Source organism: Maribacter sp. MS6 (genome assembly GCF_056839185.1).
The window spans coordinates 1,441,830-1,467,629 of the sequence record NZ_CM166389.1; the positions used below are offsets into that span (position 1 = coordinate 1,441,830).

A 25,800-nucleotide genomic window follows, 5' to 3' on the forward strand; every position below is an offset into this window, starting at 1 on the left:
TTTTTCAAAGGTTGGGCAAATAACAAAAAAAAGTTAGTTAATAAAATTATACGGGTTTAATTTAATTCATTTCCCCACGTAAAGAAGTCTCAAAAACGGTTTTGAATAATTTAGAAGAGACACCGCTGCCCAACATGTACATCACCTTTGTAATCGCCGCTTCAGTCGTAATATCCTTACCATTAATTACTTGCATTTTCTTCAGCGCTGTACTGGTTTCATATTGCCCCATAATAACACTACCGCCTGAGCACTGTGTTACATTAATTACATGGACTCCACTGGATATTGCTTTTTTTAATAAATTCAAAAATAATATATCCGTTGGTGCGTTTCCAGACCCATAAGTTTCCAAAATCAACGCTTTGAGACCTTTTGTATTTAAGACACTTTCCAAAACTTTTAAACTAATTCCCGGAAATAATTTCAGAATAGCAACGTCTACATCCATTACTTTATGGACAATAAGTTTCTTATTTCGTTTATTAGGCCATAAATATTCTTTAAAAATATTCAAATGAACACCAGATTCTACTAAATGAGGATAATTTAAAGAGGCAAATGCCTGAAAATGTTCTGCATTTATTTTTGTTGTTCTGTTTCCTCGGTATAACTTATACTCAAAATAGAGACCAACTTCCCTCACCACTGGCTTACCATTCTCTCTCAGGGAAGCAATCTGAACAGCCGTGATTAAATTTTCTTTAGCATCGGTCCGTAAATCGCCAATAGGCAACTGTGATCCGGTAAGGATTACGGGTTTATCCAAGTTTTCTAACAAAAAACTCAATGCAGAAGCTGTATAACTCATGGTGTCACTGCCATGAAGCACTACAAAACCGGCATAAGCATCGTACCGTTCTCCAATCATAGACGCAATCGTTATCCAGTCGCGTGGGTGCATATCCGAAGAATCTATTGGCTTTTCAAAAGTTATGGTCTCTATGGCACACTCCAATTGATGCAGCTCGGGAATACTTTTCAGAAGCTCATTAAAATCAAAAGCCTTTAAAACACCAGAGTCGTAATCCTTTACCATACCTATGGTACCCCCTGTATAAATGAGTAATATTTTGGTTTTCTCTAACGTCATAACTTACTGTTTATAAATCAATTAACAACCTAGACTCAGGGTTACAAGGTATGCTTCTGAAAAAATATACTGTGTTTCGAGGCAAGCCTCCTTTAAAATCAAGCCCTCAATATGGGATTAAAGACCAAAAATTAATTTTGAATTTTGTGTGGTAACCGCTGCCACTTCCTCGGTTGTTTTGCCATAGATAGAAGCAACTTTTTCCAAAATTTTTATTATATAAATACTTTCGTTTCTTTTACCCCTGTAAGGAACAGGAGCCAAATACGGGGAATCGGTCTCTAGCACAATATCCTCCAAATCAATTTTATTTAGAAACGTATCAATTTTACCATTCTTAAAAGTAACGACACCACCGATTCCCAATTTCATATTATAGGATATCGCTTTTTGAGCCTGGTCAAAATTTCCTGTAAAGCAATGAAAAATCCCATACAATTCTTCACCCTTTTCAGATTCTAGAATTTCAAAAATAGCATCAAAAGCTTCCCTGCAATGAATCACTATTGGCAATTTATGGGCTTTCGCCAATCTAATCTGAGCTCTAAAAGCATCTTGCTGCTCTTTTAAAAAAGTTTTATCCCAATACAAATCAATCCCTATTTCCCCTATGGCAACATAGGAATGTTGGTTTAGCATCTCTTCTACATGCACCAGCTCCTCCCTATAATTCTCCTTTACATGGGTTGGATGCAATCCTGCCATTAGAAAAACCGTATCGGGATAGGAATTTTTAAGGGAAAGCATTCGGTCTGTATACGAAGCGTCAATCGCAGGAATAAAAAAACGCGTCACCCCATTATCAATGGCCTCTTTTATTACCGCTTCCCTATCGGTATCAAATTCTTCACTATAGAGGTGCGTATGTGTATCTGTAATAATCATGGGACAAAAATAGACTTATCTTTGGAAATTAAAACCCATCTTTAAACCTCGTTTTACAGTTCCCACTTTACAGCTTGGTAAAATTCCAAACTCTTGTATAAAATATGACTACACTTAAGAACTTCATAAAAAAGAAAAAGTACATTCCAGCACGTTTAAAACTTACTGCCACAAATCATTTTACAGTTAAAGCAAAGATAAATGGCGTGAAGGGTCTTTTTATTTTGGATACAGGCGCCTCCAATACATGCGTAGGATTTGATAGATTAGAATATTTTAAATTGACCTCCAAAGTCTCTGATATAAAAGCTGCAGGAGCTGGAGCCACGGGTATGGAAACCCATATTTCCTCAAAAAACAAGATTGAAATAGGGAAATGGAAGAGTAAAAAACTAAAAATTGTATTATTTGACCTAACACATGTAAACCAAGCGCTTGAAGCTCATAAAGTACCCAAGGTAGATGGTATCATTGGTGCGGATGTACTGAAACAGACCAAGGCAATTATAGATTATGATTCAAACTATATTTATCTAAGTTCGAAAAAAGCAAAAAAGAAATCCTAAAATTTATTATTTGGCAAACGTTTCCCAAATCGGTACCAATTACTTAATCTGAGACGTCACCCAAAAAGAATGGATTGCTATTGATTTAAATAAAAAAATGCGAGAATTAGGTCCTCGCATTTTTATAATATTACATCCTTAAAAAAGCTATAGTTCCAATGCCTTCTTTACGTCACCGTTCATCAACAATTCCTCAGGACTTTCCAAAGCCTCTTTTACAGCCACCAAAAATCCTACGGACTCCTTACCGTCGATAATACGATGATCATATGAAAGTGCAACGTACATGATAGGTGCTATGGCAATAGCACCATCTCTAGCTATTGGTCTTTCTACAATGTTATGCATTCCTAAAATAGCACTCTGTGGCGGATTGATTATGGGGGTAGACAACATAGATCCAAAAACACCGCCATTGGTAATGGTAAAGGTTCCACCGGTCATTTCATCTACGGTAATTTCTCCTTCTCTTGCCCTTATCGCCAAACGCTTTACCTCAGCTTCAACACCTCTAAAACTTAAGTTTTCTGCATTTCGTATTACCGGTACCATTAATCCTTTGGGACCTGACACCGCGATACTAATATCACAAAAATCATAAGAAAGCATCTCCTTACCATCTATCATAGAATTAACAGAAGGATACATTTCTAAAGCCCTAACTACGGCCAAGGTGAAAAATGACATAAACCCAAGACCAACGCCGTGCTTTTCCTTGAATGTTTCCTTGTATTCTGATCTCAAAGCAAAAATCGGCGACATATCCACTTCATTAAACGTGGTGAGCATGGCCGTTTCGTTCTTTACCATCACTAATCGTTCTGCTACTTTTCTACGTAGCATGGATAGTTTTGTTCTGCTTTCGCCGCGGTTTCCTCCAGTTGAAGGAGACCCCATGGAAGGTGTTGCCTTTACGGCGTCGTCCTTTGTAATACGGCCATCCCTTCCCGTCCCTTTCACAGCGGAAGCCGATACTCCTTTTTCATCCAATATTTTCTTTGCAGCCGGAGAAGCACTTCCCGTAGCATAGGATTTCTTGACCTCAGGGGATTTCTCTTCTTTTGGTTTTGTAGCTACGTCAGCCTCCTTTTTTGGAGCTTCCGCTTTTGCCTCTGAACCTCCTTCTGGCTTGGCAGCACTTGTATCTATCAAACACACGACGGCTCCAACGGCAACAGCATCTCCTACTTCTGCTTTGAGGGTAACCACACCACTCGCCTCTGCAGGCAATTCTAAGGTTGCTTTATCCGAATCTACTTCGGCTATGGCTTGGTCCTTTTCTACATAATCACCATCCTCTACCAACCATTCTGCAATCTCTACTTCTGTAATGGACTCTCCCGGTGATGGGACTTTCATTTCTAGAATCATTCTTTCTATAGTTTGATATTTTACTTTTTGCTTTGTTTTCTTGTCATATTGTCTTTTGATTTGTCAAAGACAAAATCTATAACTTGCTGATGCCGTGCCTTAGAACGAACGGAGCTACCTGCAGCAGGGGCTGCGTAGAATCTTCTTGAAGCTACCCTAAATTTCTGGGCCTCGCTAAAATGCATCAACATATGGCTCCAAGGCCCCATATTACGTGGCTCTTCCTGTGCCCAAACGAAGTCATCCGCATTCTTGTAACGCTTCATTGCAGCTATCATCTGACTTTCCGGTACTGGGAATAACTGTTCTACGCGAACTAGGGCAACATCATCACGCTCTTGTTTTTCGCGCTCTTCTAGTAAATCATAATAGAATTTACCCGTACAGAGCACAACTGTTTTTACTTTTTTCACATCCGCTGTGGTATCGTCCAAGACTTCTTGGAAACTTCCAGTAGTCAAATCCTTTACAGATGAAACTGCTTTTGGATGTCTCAACAAACTTTTAGGTGTAAAGATGATTAGAGGCTTTCTAAAATTGACCTTCATCTGGCGTCGTAGGATATGAAACATTTGTGCCGGTGTGGTAACGTCTGCGATATACATATTGTCCCTTGCACAAAGTTGTAGGTACCGTTCCATTCTCGCAGAAGAATGTTCCGCACCTTGCCCTTCGTAGCCATGAGGTAACAACATCACCAAACCGTTTTGTAATTTCCACTTATCCTCTGCAGAAGAAATATACTGGTCGATCATAATCTGGGCACCATTGCTAAAATCACCAAACTGTGCCTCCCAAATCGTTAAGGTATTGGGACTCGCCATTGCATAACCGTAATCAAAACCTACTACCGCGTACTCAGATAGAAGCGAATTGTATATTTGAAACTTACCTTGCTCCTCACCTAGGTGATTCAACAACAAGATTTCTTCCTCGCTTTCCTCTACTTTCATTACCGCATGACGGTGGGAAAAGGTACCTCTTTCCACATCTTGACCGGACATCCGTACGCCATATCCTTCTTGCAATAACGACCCATAGGCTAAAAGCTCGCCCATAGCCCAATCTAAATTATCGGTCTCAAAAAACATTTTTCTTCGATCGTTGACCAATTTCTCTACTTTACGCAGGAATTTCTTTCCTTCTGGCAACTGGGTAATAACCTTGGCAACCGATGTAAGCTTCTTCTTATCATAAGTAGTATCCACTTTCTCCATCATCTCCCACTCTCGGACATTGGCGAAACCTTTCCACTCATCTGCCATAAAAGGTGTAATCTCGGTTTTATCCTCTTTACGGGAATCTTCCAACTTTTCTTCCAGCGCTTCCTTGTATTGCTTTTCTAATTCCGCTACATATTCCTCATTTATGATACCTTCCGCTATTAATCGCTCTGCGTAAATATCCCTTGGGTTTTTATGTTTGGCAATTGCCTTATATAGTTTAGGTTGGGTAAATCTAGGCTCATCCCCTTCATTATGGCCATATTTTCGATACCCCAATAAATCGATAAACACATCACGCTCAAATCGCATTCGATACTCCAAAGCGAAAATAGACGCATGTACCACCGCCTCTGCATCATCTGCATTTACGTGCAATACAGGACTCAAGGTAACTTTTGCTACATCTGTGCAATAGGTAGATGTCCTTGCATCTAAATAATTGGTTGTAAAACCTATTTGATTGTTCACTACAATATGGATGGTACCTCCTGTCCTGTAACCATCTAAATTGGCCATCTGAACTACCTCATAAACTATGCCTTGCCCAGCTATAGCCGCATCTCCGTGCACCACAATGGGTAAGACCTTTGAAAAATCTTCTTCAAAATGAGCGTCCTGCTTTGCTCTGGCGATACCTTCTACGACAGCACCTACCGTTTCTAAATGCGAAGGGTTAGGCGCTATATTCATTTTTATCTTATTGCCATTGTCAGACATTCGATCCGACGTCCAGCCCAAGTGATACTTTACATCACCATCAAATATCTCTTGCTCGTAATCCTTTCCATCGAACTCGCTAAAAATATCTTTAGCCGATTTGCCAAAAATATTGGTAAGCACGCTTAATCTGCCTCTATGCGCCATACCCATAACAAATTGTTTCACGCCCATTTCCGCAGCACGCTCCACTATCGCATCCAAGCCGGGTATTAAGGATTCATTACCTTCTAACGAAAATCGTTTTTGACCTACATATTTTGTATGCAAAAACCCTTCAAAAGAAACCGCTTGGTTTAATTTTTTAAGGATGTGTTTCTTTCTGTCGGGACTAAAGTTTGGATGATTATCATTTACGTTTATCCAGTCCTGAATCCACTTCACACGCTCCGGCTTTCGTATATACATATACTCCACCCCAATAGCATCACAATAGATACTGGTTAAATGCGTAATGATCTGCTGCAGTGTACTTGGTCCAATGCCAATTATGTCACCTGCGCTAAAAACGGTTTCTAAGTCTGACTGCAAAAGGCCAAAATTATCTATCTCTAGACTTGGCGTATATTGTCTTCTATCCCTTACCGGATTAGTTTCGGTAAACAAATGCCCCCTACTTCGGTAACCATCTATTAGACGAATCACCTGAAATTCTTTCTGAAGGGACTCCGGCATTTCTACCTGATTCCCATTTACTATTGAGGTTACAATTTCATCACTTATGTGTACGCCGTCACCAGCGCTCTCCATACCAAAATCGAAGCCTTGAAAAAAGGCTCTCCAACTTGGCTCAACACTATCGGGATTGACTAAATACTTCTCATATAGCTCTGAAAAAAACGAGGTATGCGCTGCATTCAAAAAGGAATATTTATCCATGAATTACTTTCTGTATCTTTAGAATAAATTTTATCAAAAATACAACATTTACGATATTTAAAAGAAAGTTCTCATCTAATATTACTAAAAATGAAAGTTTCTCGAAAAAAGAGTCGAAACCAACTTAAAAACAGCCTTTTTCTATTCTCAAGCCTCCTTTTATTTCATTTTTCGCAGGCACAATATACTACCGGGCAGGATGGTTTCTGGACCAAAGTACGCTATGGAGGTGGTATTGGCTTAGATTTTTTCAATGGCAACATCAATGCCTCCATTTCACCGAGTGCCATTTATCCGGTAAGCGATGCATTTGCCGCCGGGATAAGCTTAAATGTAAATTACGCGAAGTTTAACGACGCCAAGTTTTTGGCCTATGGTGGTAGCCTGATCTCCTTATACAATCCTATTCCTCAACTACAACTTTCTGCTGAGCTGGAACAACTTAGGGTAAACAGGACCTTAGGTTCCGGTATCAACCGCTTAGAGGATAACTATTGGTCACCTGCATTGTTTATGGGATTGGGTTACACTACAAGAAATGTTACTGTTGGATTACGTTACAATGTCTTGTTCGATGAGAACGATAGTATTTATGGGGATTCACTAATACCCTTCGTCCGTTTCTTTTTCTAGTGGCTAGATCTATATCTTTCCCTTAAAATCACTTTTTGTAGTTCCCTTTTTAAAATCAGTAACATTACTTGTTCCGCAACATCTACGGTATCGGTTATTTTCAGGTCTTTGAATACACGTTCAGGAATATCTACGGCATACATCAAATTCAAATACTCGGAAAAACGTTCCATCAACAAAAAATACAACTTTTCCCTAATCAATAATTGAAGTTCTTCTGGCCGTGTTCCCTTGTTCAAATCAAGTTCTAGATTCACACGCGTAAAATCCTTTTTCACCTGCACCACCAACGCTTCATATAAACCTTGCGCCTTTGCATAGGCCAAAACACTTTTACTATTCAAAAAATCCGGAATTTCCATTTAAAGGCGTTCTAAAAGCTCTTCTTACTGTTTGTACACTACACCGTTTTTCATAACAAAACTTACCGATTCCAAGGTTCTTACATTTGTTACCGGATTTTCGTCCACTGCTACAATATCCGCTAGAAAACCCACTTTCAAAATTCCCATCTCCTCATCCACACCTAATAGTTTTGCAGGCGTAGTCATTGCAGATTGCAATGCTACAACAACCGGCATACCAGCTTCGTGCATATAGGTAAACTCTTTCCCATTATCACCATGAGGAGAAACCCCGGCATCTGTACCAAATACGATCGGCACTCCTTTTTCGTAAGCCCTTTTGAAATTCTTTTCGCTTATAGGTCCTATTTCCTTTGCCTTTTTAGCTACAACTGCCGGAAGGAAGTTGGGAATTTCCGCCATGGCCGCAGCAGCCTTACCGGCAGATATGGTGGGCACGAGATAGGCATTATGCTTAATCATCAGTTCCATGGTAGGCTCTTCCATTAAGGTACCATGTTCTATTGTTTTTATACCGGCAACGATTGCCCTTCTCATTCCTTCGTCCCCATGCGCATGGGCAGCTGTAAGCATGCCATAATCCTTGGCCGTTTCTACTATCGCCTTTAATTCTTCGGTTGTAAATTGTGGGTTTTGACCGTTTTTTGCAACACTCATTACTCCTCCTGTTGCGGTTATCTTTATAACATCCGCACCATTTTTATACCGTTGACGCACTGCTTTTTTAGCATCTTCAGCGGAATTAACGACACCTTCTTTAGGTCCTGGATCAAGCATCAATTCCTTTCTCACGCCATTGGTTGGGTCGGCATGACCTCCCGTTGTGGCGATGGCCTTTCCAGCGGTAAAAATCCTTGGGCCTGCTACAATTCCTTTATTTATAGCTTTCCCCAAAGCTATATTCACTCCAGAACCTCCTAAATCCCTAACTGCCGTAAAACCGGCCATTAGTGTTCTTTCTGCATATACGGTAGACTGGAAGGCTACATCTACATCGTTCTGCGTAAAGCGCTCCAAATATCTTGTGGGACTAGATTCACTCTCTATATGCACATGCATATCTATAAAACCGGGCAATACCGTTTTTGACCGAAGGTCTACAACAGCATCCGAGCCTGAGCCGCTTAAAAATCCTTTTTCGATACTTTTTATTTTGTTTCCCGATACTACAATCGTGCGCTCACTTAAGAATTTTCCGTTTTCTGAATCGAATAATTCACCACATTGCAAATACATATCTTGGGCAAAAGTGTGAGTTGCACATAGAACGAGTATCAAAAATGTAATCCTGTTTTTCATCTTGGTTTATTTAATTCTTATTGGGTATAGTTTGATTTTATGGCACTTATGCTAAGTTTACGTCCCGATACATAATTTTACTCACGTTGGAAGTTCTTGAATTCACTTTACCTGTTACAAACAAAAAGAGGAAGAAATATACGCTATTTCTTCCTCTTTTCTCCAAAACTTGTGCAAGCTTTTATTTTCTAATTTTTTGTTCCCAGACCCAGGCCGATTTCATAGCCTCGTCCAAGCTATATTCAGATTTCCACCCCAGTACCTTGTTGGCCTTGGTCGTATCGGCATAAGCGGATGTAATATCTCCGGCACGCCTATCTACAATTTTATAGTTCAGCTTCTTTCCAGAAACTTTTTCGAAACTCTGAATTGCCTCCAAAACAGTACTTCCGGTTCCGGTACCCACATTGAACACTTCATAATTTTGATCGTTCTTCCCTGCAAGCAATCTTTCCAAGGCAACTACATGAGCTTTTGCCAAATCTACCACATAGATATAATCGCGTATACAGGTACCATCCGAAGTTGGATAATCATCTCCAAAAACGGATAACTCGTTTCTAAGACCTATTCCGGTCTGTGTGATAAAAGGAATTAGATTTTGTGGTACGCCTACAGGAAGCTCCCCGATTTCGGCACTTGGATGTGCGCCCATAGGATTAAAATAACGTAAGGCAATGGCATTCAATGTTGGTGTCACCTTACAGGTGTCGGCAATAATTTCCTCTCCCATTTGCTTGGTGTTTCCGTAAGGCGATTCTGCCACTTTCACAGGGGCGTCCTCGGTAATGGGCATTTTATCGGCCTGACCGTAAACAGTACAAGACGAACTGAATATAAAACTTGCCTTGTTCTTTTTACAAAGTTCTTTTAAGATATACACCAAAGTTCCTATGTTGTTTTCATAATACAACAAAGGTTTCTCTACACTTTCTCCAACTGCCTTAGAGGCAGCAAAGTGAATCACCCCTGCTATATCCTTATTCCTCTTAAAAAAATCTTCGACCTTATCTCGTTTTTTTAAATCCAATTTTTCAAAAACAGGTCGTTTTCCGGTTATGGCCTCGATGCCATCAAGCACCTTCTCATCTGAATTGGAGCAATCGTCTATAATAACCACCTCAAAGCCCTTTTGCTGTAATTCCACCACGGTATGAGAACCGATAAAGCCAATTCCTCCGGTAACAAGAATTTTTTTCATGTAATTGTGTTTGAATCGTTTTTTTCGAAGCTACTAAAATCTATAGCTTACCCTTTCATAAACCCGATGACCATAGCGGTAATATGGTTGATCTGTTCATCATCCAACTCGGTATGCATCGGCAATGAAATTACTTCGTTCACCAATTGATTGGTTACTGGGAAATCAACCTCCTTATAGCGCTCGTCCAAATAGGCCTTTTGCTTGTGTAACGGAATTGGATAATACACACCGCAAGGAATTCCATTATCATTAAGGTACTTGACCAAGGCATCTCTTTTACCGTTAGTTATGCGCAATGTATATTGATGGAAAACATGACAATCGCAGGAATCACAGATTCCTTCACATCCATTTACCGTTTTGGGTACGATGATATTCGGGTTGTTTTTGAATGCAGCGGAATATTTCCTTGCTGCTATTCTCCGGGCATCGCAATAGCGATCCAATTTTGGCAACTTAGCACGCAAGACTGCCGCCTGTATAGAATCTAGTCTAGAGTTGACCCCTACCACATCGTGATGATAGCGTTCGTACATTCCATGATTTACAATACCTCTAAGGGTGTGTGCTAGTTCATCATCATTGGTAAAAATAGCACCGCCATCGCCATAGCATCCTAAATTTTTGGAAGGAAAAAATGAGGTAGCTCCCACATGCCCCATGGTACCGGCCATTCGTTTTTCACCAGACTTTGACAAATGCTTCGCACCTATGGCTTGGGCATTGTCCTCAATAACATAAAGGTCATGTTTTTCGGCTAGTGCTAAAATAGCATCCATATCCGCACACTGGCCAAACAAATGAACAGGCACTATGGCTTTTGTCCTTGGTGTAATCGCCCGTTCTATGGCCGAAATATCTATATTAAAAGTATCAACATCAACATCTACCAAAACAGGGGTTAATTGCAGAAGTGCAATCACCTCAACTGTAGCTGCAAAGGTAAAATCCGCTGTTATTACCTCATCACCAGGCTTAAGACCTAGCCCCATCATAGCTATTTGTAAGGCATCTGTACCATTGGCACAGGGAATTACATGTTTTACATCTAAGTACTCCTCTAAATCTTTTTGAAACGCATGAACCTCAGGTCCATTTATAAATGCAGATGTTTCTAAAATTTGAGCAATTGAGGTATTTACCTGCTCTTTGATTTCTTGGTATTGACCGCCAAGATCTACCATTTGTATTTTTCTCATTCTTTGATATTAACTCCTTTCGTACAAAAATACGAAACACACGACACTAATTTTATCGAAAGAAATGTAATTTAGCGACAAATAGTTTCTTTTGTACGGTATATATAACCTAATAGTTTCAGCTTCTTGGTCTGTCTTACGATTGGTAGCGAAAGTGAACCACAAACTTGCGCTTTTTGTAAAAGGTAGACAACAAACCTTAGAGACCTTGCGAAAACATATCTCCGATGGCGACCAAGTTATTTGGTTACATGCCGCTTCCTTGGGCGAATACGAACAAGGTCTGCCCATTTTAGAGCATTTAAGGCTGGCCTTTCCGGACTATAAACTACTTTTAACCTTCTTCTCCCCTTCTGGCTTTGAGGTAAAGAAAAACACCCCTGCCGCAGATATAGTGACATATATGCCCCTGGATACCAAAAAGAAAGTTGGCGAATTCCTTGGTATAGCAAATCCAATATTAGCGATATTTATAAAGTACGAAATATGGCCCAACTATTTAGCAGCCCTTAAGCAAAAAAATATCCCAACCGTCTTGGTCTCTGCCTTTTTCAAAAAAGAACAGATATATTTTAAATGGTATGGAGGGTTTATGCGAAATGTATTGAAAACATTTGACCACTTTTATGTGCAGGACAAGAATTCTAAAATACTTTTAAACAGTATAGGATGTAGTAATTGCGATGTAACCGGTGACACAAGATTTGATAGGGTATCCAAAATTTTGAATGCAGATAATTGCTTGGAATTTATGGATACTTTTAATACTACATCACATTGTTTCATTGCGGGAAGCACTTGGCCAGCTGATGAAAAACTACTAGTTGATTATATCAATTCTACCGATAATGATTTGAAATATGTCATTGCACCGCACAACATCAAAAAAGAACATAATACGCGTTTGAAAGAATCTATTTCAAAACCTTCATTACTGTATTCGGAAATAGAAGGTCAGAACCTAAGTGACGTGCAAGTACTTATTGTGGATACCATTGGTTTATTGACCAAAATTTATAGCTACGCAACCATAGCCTACGTGGGAGGCGGTTTCGCTACCGGATTACACAACACCTTAGAACCTGCCGTGTTTGGCATTCCTGTAATCATAGGCCCTAATTATAAAGGATTTAAAGAAGCGGAAGATTTAGTAACCTTAGGCGGTATTAGTTCTGTTGGCAACAAAGAATCACTAACCAAAACGATAAATGAACTCTATCACAGTACAGACAATAGAAATATGCTAGGACAAATAAACTCAGCATATATTTCTAAAAACAAAGGTGCAAGTGCTAAAATCATGAACGACATCACGAAACTGCTTACAAATTGATATCGTACTTATGAACATCCTGTTTACCTTTCTATAGTAACGGGAGTCATTATTTCAAAAAAACTACAACTGGATTTTTGTTATTATATATGATTAATACCCAGCCCTCTTTATCTAATATATCGGTGACCAAAAAATTTGTAGCAACCTTCAAAATACAGCAAATACTTAAAGCCAAGCTTAACGAAGCGACTTTACCCAAAGAAATTTGAAAATTACCTGTTAATTTAGTACCTTAATGACCGTCCGTTTATCTATCGAATAGATCGATGAAATGAAGGATGGTCTATCATTAAGAGGGTGATTTTGACTTTTTATCGATTTATATACCCTTTTAACGCTGCTTTATACAATATTATATACATTGACAACCACAACACTATATGATTATGGAACACGAAGTTACAGCAGGAATAAAAATATTAAATGGTTTTTTGAGAATTATGGTAGCTTGCCTAGTCGTTATTTTATTTGCGATACCTTTGGCTTTCATCTTAGATTGGATTGGAATACTTTAAACCCTTTCCAATTACCAAGGACAAATTTTTAACCCACCTCGTTTTGGTATATTTCCGTACTATCTAGAAATTTGTATTATCACTTAAAAAGTGATAAAAAATAGAAGACAGTCTCATTCGCAGATTAGTTGAAAACGCGTTTAATGCACCGGTAAAAAATCAGTAACTTTTTCATCTGAAGGCAAACCACATTCCTATGGATAATTAGAACAAAAAATCCGATATACAGTACCATTTAGACGACGAAATACCTTTTTTTTAAAAAATCAAACCACAAAATATAAAGTTTTAGCATCGGTCAAGTAGGATTTTACAACATAAATAATGTATTGAGGTATACATTGGATAAATTGGACATATATAACTTTAAAGTAGGTAATGTTATGAACCATTTATCATTTAAGACTGGGGTAGATTCTTATCTATCTGTACTTGTAGTTGCAATGCATGCCTTTTTGGCTGTAGTTGCAGTTGGAACTTTGTTGTCCCTTATTGGGGCAATCTAACCTTTAAAATTATTTTTATTGGTGAAACTTTACATTACAACTAAGCCCCTCTAAAAAGGGGCTGAGTTTTTTTTGTACTCATCGCAAAATTCTTTTGTGATATAGTCAGCAAAGTAATTCAACTGCCTACTTAAATCCTAAAAATCTTTCTTCTTACTTTTTGCCAAAAGTCGCCAAATGGGTACTACTGTCCAGAGAACCAACATCAATATAGAAACAATAAGTCCCTGATTAGTTCCGAAAAATTGTTTAAAAACAGCTCCCGTATATCCCAATAACGCCGAAATATCTAGTTTCAAAAGAATTAAGGTTCGAGATAAATCTATTGGGTTTAAAATCGTTGCCAATAAAGAGAAATTATCGAGCGGATAGTCTTCAAAATACATAAGGGACATCAAAAAGAGTCCGTCATAGATAACGGCCAAGAACAACCACAATAGCACAGCGTAACCAAATCCCTTGATTTTGTTTTCGTTGGATAATGCCAAATTAAAGGATAGTGCAGTAAATATTAGCGTAAGAAACGCTCCTATTACCAAGAGTAAGGAGAAATCAAAAATGGCATCGCTGCGAAACAGGCCATATAACACAAACGGAATACCCAAGCCAAGTACCAAACTAAGGGTAAGGGAACCCGCGACACCCAAATATTGACCCAAGAAAATAGAACTTCTTTTTACAGGCTGAGCCAAGAGAAGCTCGGTAAACTCCTTTGAGTTATAAAAATACATTACTCCGAATATGGTACCGATTAACGGTACCAATACAATGATGATATTCATTAGGGTAATAATGGCCTTGGAAACATCATTGTTTAAAAAGAGTAAAACAAATCCTAACAATAGGTAAAACAAAAAATACACATAGCTCCATCGGCTACGGATAAGGTCGTAAAAACTGTATTTAAGTATCTTAAGCATCGGCGGGAGTGGTTGCTATGGCCGCAATGGCATGTTCTAGATTGGTTTGTTGCGTCTTTTGCTGTAATTCGTCTATGGTACCTTTAAAGTAAATTTTTCCCTCGAGCAGGTATATGATTGTATCCGAAACTTCCGCAACAAACTGCATGATATGGGAGGTAATCAAAATGGTCTTTCCCTTTTCCTTTTCCTTTTGTATCAAATTCTTTAGATTGATGAGCGATGCCGGGTCTAATCCGGTAGTCGGCTCATCCAAGATTAGTAAGGGACTATCAAACATAAAGGCCAAAACAATATTCACTTTCTGTTTGGTACCCCCGGATAGCGTTGCCAATTTCTTATCTAAAAAAGGTTCTAGCTTAAAGAGTGTGATCAGATTTTCCTCACTGCTAGGCCGTTGGCGCAAATCCTTGATCATTCTAATGAGTTCCTTGACCCTCAAATTTCCCGGAAAATTTGCGATTTGAGGTAAGTATTCTATTTCTTGGCGGTATTTCCATTTATTTTTAATCCGTTTTCCGTCTACAGAAATAATCCCTTTATTAGGGACTACCATACCCAAAATACTCTTTATCAAAGTTGTTTTTCCTGAACCGTTAGGCCCCAAAACAGCAAAAATACCCCCCTTCTCAATGGTGAGATCAAGACCAGAGAGTACTTGGTTTTTTCCGAATTGTTTATATAAACTTTCTACGTGTATCATTTTAACCTGTTCCTCTCGTTTTTATTACATACTTTATAATTGGGCTTCTGAAAACTGTAGCCTATTCCCCTCTTACTCCAAACGGTACTTTCTCCATGTTCACCTTTTTCATAAGCGGACTTTCATCAAGCAAATTATCGGGCGTAAATATTGGGGATACTTTTTCCGAAAAATCTATGATATCCATAAATAGACTTCGCAATAATATAATGGTTTCCGGTGTTCGATTTACAATATAAGAAAAGAGTTTCACGGGACGGTAGGGTACATCGCCTACACCATCCTTGTCCAGATCATAACCGGTATAATCGCTCCAATAGTTTCCTATGATCTTGTTGTCGTTCAACTTACTATTATAAGAGATGTCAAAACTATTGTAAAGAAAATTATTGTTTTCGAAGGTATTGGTATAGCAGGCTCCCAATACTTTTAAGGCCCATCCGTTATGAATAAAATTATTGTTCCTGTACTCAATACGATTAGAACCCTCGATATTTATACCAATAGTGTTTTCTTCAAAGGTATTGCCTATAATTTCTGCGTCCGTTATTTCCTTAAGTAACATACCATAAGCAGCGGTTCCCCAATTCTTCCGAAAAATGTTGTTGACCATTTTTATGTGTTTAGAAAACATTACGGCAACACCCGCGCCATTATCCTCAAAGGTATTATTGGTATATACATCATTGTTACTGAACATAAAATGTAGGCCATAGCGCAGGTTATTACTGCTCAGATTATTGTTGATGGTAATTTCGTCCGAAAATTCCAGATAAATACCATCTCGTGCTCCTTGTATAATATTATTATCTACAACAATGTTATTGGAGTACCATAGTTGTATACCATTACCAGAGTTATATTCATCCTTCGCCTCCCCAACAATGTTGTTATGATACACTTTCCCGTTTTTACATTTTTCCAAATAAATGCCAAAAAATAGCTTTTCCAACACAATGTTCTGTATTACAAAGTTTTCACTTCTAACAACTCGTATAGCAGCATGATCAGCGGTATAACTAACACCTACATTGATTATAAAGAGGCCATCTAGGATTACATTGTCCGAGACTATTCTTATAATCTCCCCCTTTTTCTCTCCATCGATTACGGGATAGTCCTCGCCTATTATAGTCAAGGGCTTATCTACCAAAATATTATATTCTTTGTAGGTACCTTTCTTAATTAATAAAGTATCAAAGTCCGCCGCTAGGGCAATACCGTGTTTTACAGTTTTAATTTCGCAGCTTTCACAAACCGCAATGGTATTGGCGCTAATGAATTGAAACCAAAAAACAGAAGTAAATAAAAATATCCAGTGGCATTTTTGCATTATCTTATAATCAAAAATTTAGAATTTTCAAAAGCTTCGACCCAGTGTTTTTCTTCCTTTGGAAAAGTAAAATGTTCCAACGTTTTAATTGCATAATCCTGTCCGTTGATATGAAAAACAATAGCACCTTCCAATAAAACCAACGTGGCATCTGTAGGAGAAGTATGTTCCGGAAAAATAGCTCCTTTTTCTAGACTTATACTAAGGATTTCGAACGTATCGTTCTTGATCAGTTTCTGAATTTGAAGTTTATCGAAAATCTGTGATTTTATCGTATTGTCTGTTTGGTACATTACTTCCTTATTTTAATTATAAACACTCAAATGTTGATAGTCTACTTTTCGCATGGAGCAAAACATGTTAAGATTGGAGATAGGCTGCTCTAAAGCCATTTTACTTGGCGCAACGGTAATCAGTGCTTTTGAATTTCATCTTTGTTATATTTAAGATTAGCGTTAATCAAATCCGCGTAACAATATATGTTTAGATTACAAACCAAAACGTTCCTTAAGTTCTTCCCAAGTAAACAGTTTGCCTTCGTTTGCGGCTTGCGCATTTCTGGCATCCTCCCCTGTGGCAAATGCACTTAAATATTCACCCATAGGACTAGGAATGCTCTTACTTATCAAATACGTAGCGTTTTCGGCATCAATGAATTCGCCTGGTGCGTTAAAATCGTTTACTACATATAATGCTATAGTCTCGCTATCCAATTCTTTCACATGGTTCAACATACATTCGGTTGCGTCAAAAGCAAAACTCTTTCCTTTTTTGGTCATGAACTGCGCCGCATGCTGTTTGTCCACAATCGTCATGCTACAATAATGGCATCCGTCCGAGCCATAAACAACAGGTTTTGGTGCTTTTGTGCAGGAAGTAAGGAGACCGCCTAAAAATAAAAGTATAATAAGTCTCTTTTTCATAGTTTCTTTGATTATTAGAAAAGTCCTCGAGATTTTTTTGCTTTAGCATGCCAAGTTAAGGCTGGCAGCAAAATCATTTGAACAGTTGATAGTAAAACACCATGGCTTTAAAACTAACATTTTACTATCGGCTACCACAATAAATTTTCAATAACAAATTAGGAACTGACTAGCTGAACACGATTTTTCCAGCCTATATAACCAGCAACTAAAGTTAATATCATTCCCGTGAACATTAAATAAGCTCCTAGTCTTGGATACGAATATGCGTCAAAATTTAACATTTTTTGATGTCCGAATAGCGGTGGCTTATAGCTCATGGGCGTACCGTCCGGGTTTGCCAATTTCATAATGGCCTTAGGATCAAGGTTGGTACCATAATCCGTCATCCAGGCATTAAAGTCGTACATGCCCAACACCCCTAGAATGGACATTGTAATAAACCAGCCTAAGAACCATTTATAGGATACCTTATCCAAAAATCCCAAAAGACCTAACAGCGCGCCTACGGCAGCCATGGCGCCTATTACCAATGGAAAAACAGTAAACTCCCACATATCTTCGGGTTTTGGTAACATTTTCATGCCAATGTAGTGGTTAAGACCATCTATATTTTGAAGATCAAACTCGTTTTGACCTTGAAGACCGTCAATATAAATATTCATTCCCAAAGGTTCAGGATATTGGGGCGCACCCAATTCTATGTTCCATAACGGGAAGACGAACAACCCTAATAGCAAAAGAGAACCTATTATCATTATTATACTTGCTTTTTTCATTGTCGTAGTAATTAAATTTTGTACAAATCCGATGTTTATTTTTGGATGGTCGTTTCCGTACTAATTTAAGAAAGCGGGCAGATTGTTAAACGCTACCCGCTTTTCATTTGAAAAAAATGATGTTTAAGGTCTTTTCTAGTCCTCGCCTAAGGACCAAGAAAGGTCAATACTGGAATCTGCTGGAGAAACACGAACATATCCTTGCATCTCTTGGTGCAAGGCCGAGCAAAAATCTGTACAATAGAACGGCCAAACACCTGGTTTTTTAGGTTCCCATACAGACGATTTGGTCTGTCCCGGCATAATCAAAAGTTCTGAGGTATTCTGACCAATCATGGCGAAACCATGGGGCACATCAAAATCTTGCTCGTGGTTGGTAATGTGGAAATACACCTTATCCCCTACTTTCACACCTTCTATATTATCAGGTGTAAAGTGGCTACGGATCATAGACATATAAATATGTACCTCGTCTCCTTTGCGCTCTACCCTTGCCTGATCTGGACTTGTTACCGCATATGGATGCTTGTTTTCATCCAATCGATAGATTTTTTTGGATTTAGGAGCTAATATTTCTGCCGGAATACCAGCTGCATAGTGAGGCTCACCATGCGTAGGAAAATCATATATCAGTTCCATTTTATCCCCAGTTATGTCATACAATTGAGCAGAGTGCTCCAATTCCGGACCGGTAGGCAAATACCTATCTTTGGTAATCTTGTTCATAGCAACAACATACTTGCCAAATGGTTTTCTGGAGTTTCCTCCTGGTATCATTAAGTGACCGACAGAGTAGAATGTTGGTTTTCTGTCGATAACTTCCCAAGTACCCAATTTCCATTTTACTACTTCGGAAGAGATAAAGAAAGTGGTATAGGCATTACCTTGCCCATCAAACTCGGTATGTAAGGGACCTAACCCACCACTTTTAACCACTCCGGCCAAAATATCTTCAAATTTTAAGATAGGAATGCCATAAGCTTCTCCATCAAACTTTTTGCCTTCAATCGCAGCTATCATCTTATCAAAAGAGTGTACCGTTAGATCAGCAGAAAGTTTACCGTTACCGATAATATATTGTCCAGTTGGGTCTACATCACACCCGTGTGGCGATTTTGGTGTTGGCAAGAAATAAACGGCACCAGGTACTTTTAAAGGATCAACTGTAAGCACTTCCTTTTTCATGGTTGAAGTAGCGGTATGCGTTGACTCATCGTACACATTGTGTGCGTAGTTAGCAGGCATCATAGTACCACCACCGTTGTTTACATACTCTTCGATTATTTTCCAATTTACCGCAGCGATAAAATCCTTGTCGTTTTGTGAGGCATTAACCTCTAAAAGCGAACTAGCCTCCTCTGTATTATACGTTGTAAAGAAGAACCAACCATGCGACTTATCACGACCAGGGTGAGAAAGATCATAGTTGAAGCCCGGCATCATCAATTGGAATTTCAAATCCATATGGCCATGTTCCGGATCTACACTTATAAAAGAAAGTGCCCCTTTAAAATTGCTCTTGTACTCGTTTATTGGCATATCTCGTTGTGGTACGGGAACAGAAAAACGTGTTCCAGCAACTACATATTCGGTATTTTCCGTTATAAAGGAAGAACTGTGGTTCCCTGCGCTATTAGGTATTTCAATGATTTCCTCAGTTTCGAAAGTTTCAAGACTGATACGTGCAATTCGCGGTGTATTGTTACCATTGATGAAAATCCATCTGCCATCCAATTCTCCTTTTGATTGGGAAATATCGGGGTGGTGCGAATCATCCCAAGGAACAAATCCAAAGGAAGTTTCCAACATTGGTTTTGTTTCTTCGGAATACCCATACCCAGAAGTGGGAAACTGGGAAAATACAGGAATCTCCTTAAACATTCGGCCAGATGGCAAACCATATACTGTGATATTACCGCTATATCCACCGGAAATAAAGGCATAAAACTCATCCTGCTCGCCTGGGGCCACATATACCTTTTCGGCGTTACTGGAAGAAAGCGCTCCGTTAGAAGAAGCCTTTCCGTTCTGATTACCGCAGCTGGTAAGCATCAAGGCCGACCCTAGCATGGCAAATAAATAATAAGTATACTTTTTCATTCTGTGTTTATTTATAAATTTCTATTGGTTTAATTTATTCTGATGGAGGTAGAATTACCTTGTCTACTACATATACGGTACCGTTGCCCGCATCTACGCTACCCAATATTTTGGCACCGCCCACGTAGATATCCTCTCCTTTTACTTCCACTGTGGTGCTAAGATCACTCGCCTGTCCTAGTTTCTTTATTTTTTTGAGGAGATTCATATCATAATTGCCAGCTGTTACATGGTGCTTTAGGATATGGGCTAATGCATCTTTATTCTCCGGTTTCAATAGATTCTCAACCGTCCCGGCTGGCAGGGCATCAAAAGCGGCATTAGTGGGTGCAAAGACCATTAAAGGACCTGCATTTACCAACGCATTTTCAAGACCTGCTGCCTGTACCGCCGCTACCAATGTAGTGTGGTCAGGAGACCCAATGGCAATCTGCAAAACATTAGGCGTGGACCCATCATCTTCGATAAAGGCTTGGCCTTTTTTCTGGGTATCGGCAGCTTCTGTTGCTGCGGCGGGCGAACTCATGTTATCGGATTTGGTTTCGCCCTTACAACTGCAGATAAAAAGCAGCATAATAACGGATCCAATTAGAAATTTAAAATTGGTTGTTTTCATGATATTGGTTTCTAGTTAATATTCTCGGTTTTAATTTTATCGTTTAAAAGAATCTGCAAAAAGAACATATAGTAAAAAAAGAGGCTGTTTTTGACAATAATGGTTTTCTTAGTCCGTCTTCTCTACCTCCAACGCTACAAGGTTCTGTAATATTCCAAAATAGACCGTACTTGTTCAACGGTTAAATTTTGGTTAGACATGGCGGCTCCATTAAACTCAACCAACAAATCTTTTGCGCACCGATCTTCGGCCACCATCAAAGCAGGGTCCAAAATCATGTTCATAATCCATTCTGGACTCCTTCTTTCCATAATTCCTTGGGGAGAGGGGCCAATAAATCGCTTATCCAATTTATGACATGCGGTACAGTTCGTTTTAAAAAGTTTTGCGCCCGCTGCAGCCATTTCTTCGTCGATAACGGGATCTAATGTAATGTCCCTAATTTCACCTACTCCCTTATCTCCCAAAGTAATGCGTTTTGAAGCTGGCACTTCATCTGCAGCAGGCGCACTTTCTACCGCTTCCGTGGTTTTTTGACGGTCTACACTAAAACCGTCTTTTTTCTTTTCTTCTTTTCCACCGCAACTCATAAGGAGTACAGTGAGGATTATGGCTAAACTTTTAAATGCTCTTTTCATTTTTTAGGTTGTTTATTAATTTCACGAATCAAAAATAGAAGTATTTACAGGGCAAAAATATGATATTTATCATATTAAAAGATAAAAGGGTCTTTAATTATTTTATATTACTTTTGTGTCAGGAAAACCTATTATTATTTCATAATATGCTCTAATAAGTTACTTTTGTATGGAGATGTTATCAAACGCAAGCAAGTACGCTATCAATGCGGTTCTATTTTTAGCCTTAGACACTCATAAAGGGCGTAAGATAGGAGCAAAAGAGATTGCTGAAAATACCAATATTCCCGTACCTTTTTTAGCTAAACTATTACAGGAATTGGCCCGAAAAGGGGTTATATCCTCTTCCAAAGGGCCTAAAGGTGGTTTTTATCTTACTGAAGAAAACAAGTCTCAAAAATTGGTAGTCGTTATAGACGAAATTGACGGTCTTTTAAAACTAGAAGAATGTGTTCTCGGACTTCACGAGTGTAATAGCCATAAACCTTGTCCCATACATGAGATGGTGCAACCGCTTAGGCGAAGATTTCTTTCCGAACTTAATACAAACTCTATTGGTACGTTTGCAAAAAACGTTGAAGCGGGAAAGACCTTTTTAAGCATATGACACCTGAACGATAGGCCAACATTGGTTAATCACTGGAAAATGTTAGAATTATAATTCTAACATTTTAAAAACAAACAAGTGAGAATAGGAGTTAAAAATCAATTTCAATGCTCCATGGATGTTGAGTACGATAAAAGCCATCAGGAAACCAAAATCTTACCGTCGTGCAACATGGTCTTAAAAATGGGTGTTGAGGAACAATAACATGAGCTGCACTCTTCGCAAAAACGGTAACTTTAATTGTGACAGAAATTCTTTAGCGTACGCCAATCGCATCAAAAGGGCTCCTTGGAAAAAATAGTATTGTAAAAAGCTGCTGAAACTTTATATCATTAAGTCCGTTCCAGCAGCTATTGAAATGAAAACTAGCCTTCAAATTCTTTAGAAAACAAAATTGATAGCTGCAAAAGCATTACGGCCCGGGGAAAATATGGGGAGGTTATTTCCTCGTACCGATCGGGCCAAGTGTTCATAGAAATTGTCATCGAATATATTGTTGATCCCGAGCGTTATCCGTGCAGCATCTGTTAATTCATAGGCCAACTTCACATCCAACAAAGTAAAACTAGGCGTGGTTGTCTCGCCATACTCGGTTGATATACGTGATTGCTCCAATACATGTCTAAAGGCAAGTTCGGGCTGCAGCTTTCCCTCATTGTAATTTCCTATCAGCGTATACCTAAAATCCAAGGGGGCGATTTCGGGCAAAGGTTCGTCTCGTTCCAAATCTTGGGCGTAAGTATAGGCCATTCCCACTCGTTGCTGTAACCCTAATACAAGTTCTTGTGTCCAGTTCACTTCAAAACCGGCTTTAAAAGCGTCCTCAATATTCACAAACTGTCGTACGCCAGGGCTTGCAGGTATGCGTGGCGTAAGATTAGGATCAATTACTGAAGAAATAAAATCCTGAAGGTATCCAGCAAAGAGATCTATGTTTAGATTGGTTGAATTTTTTCGCCAATTGAAAGTCAAATCCAGCTGATTATTAATTTCGGAATTCAATTGCGGATTACCGATCAACTCGAAAGGGTCTTGGCCTACTGGAAAATAGTTGATAAAACGTTCCGTTAGTCCTGCACTGCGTTGTGCACGACCCAACCAAAGTCCCATGGTCAAATTCTCCGTAACATTCTGTGTAGCTCCCATACTAATACTAGGATTAAACTGTGTTACTTGTACATCATCATAAACTAAGGAGAATTCGGGAGTAGGCTCATCAATATTGGCACTATTGAGCTCCAATCTGGTTGACAACACAAATCGAATTTTTTCAAAATTTAAATGGTATTCCCCAAAAACAGCTGTTTTATCAATCCTGCCATTCTGCCACGCATTATCCTTAACGATATTACCCGCGTTAGGCCCCATTAAAAATTCTCGCGTTCGGATACCCTCGGCAGCTTCTCTCCTGAAATCTAGACCTGCAAAAAGATTGGACGTATCAAAATTCCATATGCCTTCGGTTCTTCCCCCATAATTCGATGTTTTCGCGTTTGTGGCAGCGTTCAACATTCTAGGGTCTAGCGGCTTTAGCAGATTGTCCATAAGGTGATCTACAAATGACGCGAAAATAGTGGTGTTCCATGATGTTAAGTGGTCATTATCAAAGGTGATATCATTCCTGGCATTGAACATCCAGGTATCATCTTCCCTTAAATCCATCGGTAGTGCGGGGAAATCAGCATCCCTGGCAACATTGTAAATTGCGGATACACGCAACTGATTATCCTCTGAAAGTTTAAAGCCCAAATTGGTTCCAAAACTTCCCCTACTAAATTCCCCATCAATGTTCAGGTCATTTCCCGCGGTGTAATCGTCTCCCTGCGACCATGATCCAAATAAGGCTACGTCATGGTTCTTACCACTAAAGCCTAATTGACCTTCTGTTCTAAAAATAGAACCATTGCCCTCATAACCGCTAGAAACTCTACCATATATATCTTGTTCCTCCGTAAAACGCAATTTTTCAGGTACAAAGTTAATAGTAGCCCCAAAACCAGTTCCATAACGTAATGCATGCGGTCCTTTTAACACCTCTATACGATCGATCATGTTTGGTGCCATCTGGCTTGTAGGGGGATCCATTCTGTTAGGACAGGCTGCAGTTGCACTTTGTGCTCCGTTAAGCACAACGTTCAACTGATCGTACTTGAACCCTCTAAATACGGGGTCAAAGCCATAACCACCACCTTTACGGATACTATTTAATGCCGGATTTTGATTCAATACAGAAGTTGCATCATGTGCCATACGCTCCTGATAATCCAATTCTAATTTTTCAACCGGACTTTTGTTTGGACGAAGCGCAATAACGGTAACCGGGTACAAATTCACGATGCTATTTTGACGATATAGTACCTTATTTTGAATCAGCGCCAAAACCCCATTATCATCCAAGCTCCATTTACCATAATTAATGTGGGAAAAATAAATGGATAATCCAGATTCATATTCAAATTGAATATTCCCATTTTCATCTGAAACACCCTTCTGGGCACCATATTCAAACGTTGCACCTTCTATGGCTAGAGCGTTGTCCCGATCTAATAGTCGTACAGTACTTTTCTCTTGTGCTGTTAATGCTGCTATATTAAAAATTAACAATAGCGCAGCAAGCAGCCCCATTGACTTAGTTTTATAAAAATTCATGAGTTATATATTATGATTCAATAATAATCTAGTGCCATCTTTTTCGTTTTAGACGGATAGCACAAAATGTGAGAAATAGTAAAGGATAGTGCCTAGTGCACTAACACATCTCTGGGGGTTGAATCAGTCTCAAAAGATTAGGTGAGGAAAACAGAATTTTAGAATAACCAATAAGATTTTTTGAAGAAAAACAAAACAATTCTGAGAACTCAAAATCTAGCAATGTTTGATAGCAAATTGGGTAAACCTGCTCCACCGTAATATGTCGTTGTTCAAATGGATTGTTACCATCATCCTTGTTCTCCTTTGCGAGTTGTTTTGCCAAATAACACTTGCCATCGCAATTTAATTGTGGTGTGTCCTTATTCTCGCAAAGTACGTTTACGATATAATCATAATTAACGATATAATCCGCTACCGGCCACAAGGGCTTTAAGAGCATCGTTAGCGCCACAAAAAGGATGACCACACTTTTCATAGGAGCAAATTTATTACCGTTTTACAACGAACAATATGATAAAAGTCATGAAGTTGAAATAATAAAGACTTTTTTGTCCTTTATTTAGATTTGTAAACATTTTCAGCAAAACGTTTAATCTCAATACTACCTCAAAAGGAATCTAAATTTCTACATAAGTATAGAACCTAGCTTATTCAATTGCCATAATTACCTTTTTACGTGTAGGATATTCCATAAAAAAAGCCTCTCATTACTGAGAGGCTTTTATACTGTACAGG

The 25,800-nt window shown here is 38.9% G+C and carries 24 protein-coding genes; 5 read left to right on the forward strand and 19 right to left on the reverse strand.

The window, feature by feature from the left end; translation table 11 throughout:
- Nucleotides 1-61 precede the first annotated feature (61 nt).
- Nucleotides 62-1,093 carry an asparaginase gene (locus MS6x_RS06450; protein ID WP_482606186.1) on the reverse strand — a complete coding sequence of 344 codons (1,032 nt, stop codon included), beginning with the start codon at nt 1,091-1,093 and terminating at the stop codon, nt 62-64.
- 117 nt (nt 1,094-1,210) lie between these two features.
- Complete coding sequence (locus tag MS6x_RS06455) at nt 1,211-1,978, reverse strand: TatD family hydrolase (RefSeq protein WP_482606188.1); 768 nt, start codon at nt 1,976-1,978, stop codon at nt 1,211-1,213.
- A 104-nt stretch (nt 1,979-2,082) separates the two neighbouring features.
- On the opposite strand from MS6x_RS06455, the gene MS6x_RS06460 reads away from it, so the two are divergent.
- Nucleotides 2,083-2,544 (forward strand): retropepsin-like aspartic protease, encoded by a 462-nt coding sequence (locus tag MS6x_RS06460; RefSeq protein ID WP_482606190.1) that lies wholly within the window; start codon nt 2,083-2,085, stop codon nt 2,542-2,544.
- Nucleotides 2,545-2,691: 147 nt separating this feature from the next.
- Here MS6x_RS06460 and odhB read toward each other — a convergent pair whose 3' ends face one another.
- Together odhB and MS6x_RS06470 are read right to left on the reverse strand one after the other, a co-directional pair.
- Nucleotides 2,692-3,915, reverse strand: coding sequence for a 2-oxoglutarate dehydrogenase complex dihydrolipoyllysine-residue succinyltransferase (gene odhB / locus MS6x_RS06465; RefSeq protein WP_482606191.1), 1,224 nt, complete (start codon nt 3,913-3,915; stop codon nt 2,692-2,694).
- A gap of 20 nt (nt 3,916-3,935) precedes the next feature.
- Nucleotides 3,936-6,737, reverse strand: coding sequence for a 2-oxoglutarate dehydrogenase E1 component (locus tag MS6x_RS06470; protein WP_482606192.1), 2,802 nt, complete (start codon nt 6,735-6,737; stop codon nt 3,936-3,938).
- A gap of 90 nt (nt 6,738-6,827) precedes the next feature.
- Here MS6x_RS06470 and MS6x_RS06475 point away from each other — a divergent pair, with 90 nt between their 5' ends.
- Nucleotides 6,828-7,370 carry an alpha-ketoglutarate decarboxylase gene (locus MS6x_RS06475; protein WP_482606193.1) on the forward strand — a complete coding sequence of 181 codons (543 nt, stop codon included), beginning with the start codon at nt 6,828-6,830 and terminating at the stop codon, nt 7,368-7,370.
- Here MS6x_RS06475 and MS6x_RS06480 read toward each other — a convergent pair.
- From MS6x_RS06480 to MS6x_RS06495, 4 genes are all read right to left on the reverse strand, one after another.
- Nucleotides 7,367-7,732 (reverse strand): hypothetical protein, encoded by a 366-nt coding sequence (locus MS6x_RS06480; protein ID WP_482606195.1) that lies wholly within the window; start codon nt 7,730-7,732, stop codon nt 7,367-7,369. The two genes, MS6x_RS06475 and MS6x_RS06480, sit on opposite strands and share 4 nt — an antisense overlap.
- Nucleotides 7,733-7,756: 24 nt before the next feature.
- The gene (locus MS6x_RS06485) at nt 7,757-9,034 is read right to left on the reverse strand and encodes a metal-dependent hydrolase family protein (RefSeq protein ID WP_482606196.1); all 1,278 of its coding nucleotides are present in this window, start codon (nt 9,032-9,034) and stop codon (nt 7,757-7,759) included.
- A gap of 181 nt (nt 9,035-9,215) precedes the next feature.
- On the reverse strand, nt 9,216-10,235 hold the full coding sequence (gene galE, locus MS6x_RS06490) for a UDP-glucose 4-epimerase GalE (protein WP_482606197.1): 1,020 nt from the start codon (nt 10,233-10,235) through the stop codon (nt 9,216-9,218).
- Between the two features lie 47 nt (nt 10,236-10,282).
- The gene (locus MS6x_RS06495) at nt 10,283-11,437 is read right to left on the reverse strand and encodes a DegT/DnrJ/EryC1/StrS family aminotransferase (RefSeq protein WP_482606199.1); all 1,155 of its coding nucleotides are present in this window, start codon (nt 11,435-11,437) and stop codon (nt 10,283-10,285) included.
- A 91-nt stretch (nt 11,438-11,528) separates the two neighbouring features.
- On the opposite strand from MS6x_RS06495, the gene MS6x_RS06500 reads away from it, so the two are divergent.
- The gene (locus MS6x_RS06500; RefSeq protein ID WP_482606201.1) at nt 11,529-12,770 is read left to right on the forward strand and encodes a 3-deoxy-D-manno-octulosonic acid transferase; all 1,242 of its coding nucleotides are present in this window, start codon (nt 11,529-11,531) and stop codon (nt 12,768-12,770) included.
- Between the two features lie 901 nt (nt 12,771-13,671).
- Entirely contained in the window at nt 13,672-13,794 is a 123-nt protein-coding gene (locus MS6x_RS06505) for a hypothetical protein (RefSeq protein ID WP_482606203.1), read from the forward strand.
- A gap of 137 nt (nt 13,795-13,931) precedes the next feature.
- Here the strand turns inward: MS6x_RS06505 and MS6x_RS06510 are convergent, their stop codons facing one another.
- From MS6x_RS06510 to MS6x_RS06550, 9 genes are all read right to left on the reverse strand, one after another.
- Entirely contained in the window at nt 13,932-14,714 is a 783-nt protein-coding gene (locus MS6x_RS06510) for an ABC transporter permease (protein ID WP_482606204.1), read from the reverse strand.
- The gene (locus MS6x_RS06515; protein WP_482606206.1) at nt 14,707-15,417 is read right to left on the reverse strand and encodes an ABC transporter ATP-binding protein; all 711 of its coding nucleotides are present in this window, start codon (nt 15,415-15,417) and stop codon (nt 14,707-14,709) included. Before MS6x_RS06515 ends, MS6x_RS06510 begins: the two co-directional genes overlap by 8 nt.
- A 61-nt stretch (nt 15,418-15,478) precedes the next feature.
- Nucleotides 15,479-16,750: a nitrous oxide reductase family maturation protein NosD gene (locus tag MS6x_RS06520; RefSeq protein WP_482606208.1), complete on the reverse strand. Its 1,272-nt coding sequence runs from the start codon at nt 16,748-16,750 to the stop codon at nt 15,479-15,481.
- Nucleotides 16,750-17,043: a cupin domain-containing protein gene (locus MS6x_RS06525; protein WP_482606210.1), complete on the reverse strand. Its 294-nt coding sequence runs from the start codon at nt 17,041-17,043 to the stop codon at nt 16,750-16,752. Before MS6x_RS06525 ends, MS6x_RS06520 begins: the two co-directional genes overlap by 1 nt.
- A 195-nt stretch (nt 17,044-17,238) precedes the next feature.
- Complete coding sequence (locus MS6x_RS06530; RefSeq protein WP_482606211.1) at nt 17,239-17,673, reverse strand: nitrous oxide reductase accessory protein NosL; 435 nt, start codon at nt 17,671-17,673, stop codon at nt 17,239-17,241.
- Nucleotides 17,674-17,831: 158 nt separating this feature from the next.
- The gene (locus MS6x_RS06535) at nt 17,832-18,452 is read right to left on the reverse strand and encodes a hypothetical protein (protein WP_482606213.1); all 621 of its coding nucleotides are present in this window, start codon (nt 18,450-18,452) and stop codon (nt 17,832-17,834) included.
- A 135-nt stretch (nt 18,453-18,587) separates the two neighbouring features.
- Nucleotides 18,588-20,552 (reverse strand): Sec-dependent nitrous-oxide reductase, encoded by a 1,965-nt coding sequence (nosZ, locus tag MS6x_RS06540; RefSeq protein WP_482606214.1) that lies wholly within the window; start codon nt 20,550-20,552, stop codon nt 18,588-18,590.
- A 34-nt stretch (nt 20,553-20,586) separates the two neighbouring features.
- A complete protein-coding gene (locus tag MS6x_RS06545; protein WP_482606216.1) occupies nt 20,587-21,168 on the reverse strand; it encodes a fasciclin domain-containing protein in 582 nt (193 codons plus the stop codon).
- A gap of 134 nt (nt 21,169-21,302) precedes the next feature.
- Nucleotides 21,303-21,806: a c-type cytochrome gene (locus MS6x_RS06550; protein WP_482606218.1), complete on the reverse strand. Its 504-nt coding sequence runs from the start codon at nt 21,804-21,806 to the stop codon at nt 21,303-21,305.
- Between the two features lie 169 nt (nt 21,807-21,975).
- Between MS6x_RS06550 and MS6x_RS06555 the strand changes: the two genes are divergently transcribed.
- A complete protein-coding gene (locus MS6x_RS06555; RefSeq protein ID WP_482606220.1) occupies nt 21,976-22,413 on the forward strand; it encodes an RrF2 family transcriptional regulator in 438 nt (145 codons plus the stop codon).
- 381 nt (nt 22,414-22,794) lie between these two features.
- On the opposite strand, the gene MS6x_RS06560 is transcribed toward MS6x_RS06555, so the two are convergent.
- A complete protein-coding gene (locus MS6x_RS06560; protein WP_482606221.1) occupies nt 22,795-25,038 on the reverse strand; it encodes a TonB-dependent receptor domain-containing protein in 2,244 nt (747 codons plus the stop codon).
- 124 nt (nt 25,039-25,162) lie between these two features.
- Nucleotides 25,163-25,540, reverse strand: a complete 378-nt coding sequence (locus MS6x_RS06565; RefSeq protein WP_482606223.1) for a hypothetical protein — start codon at nt 25,538-25,540, stop codon at nt 25,163-25,165.
- Nucleotides 25,541-25,800: the final 260 nt, after the last annotated feature.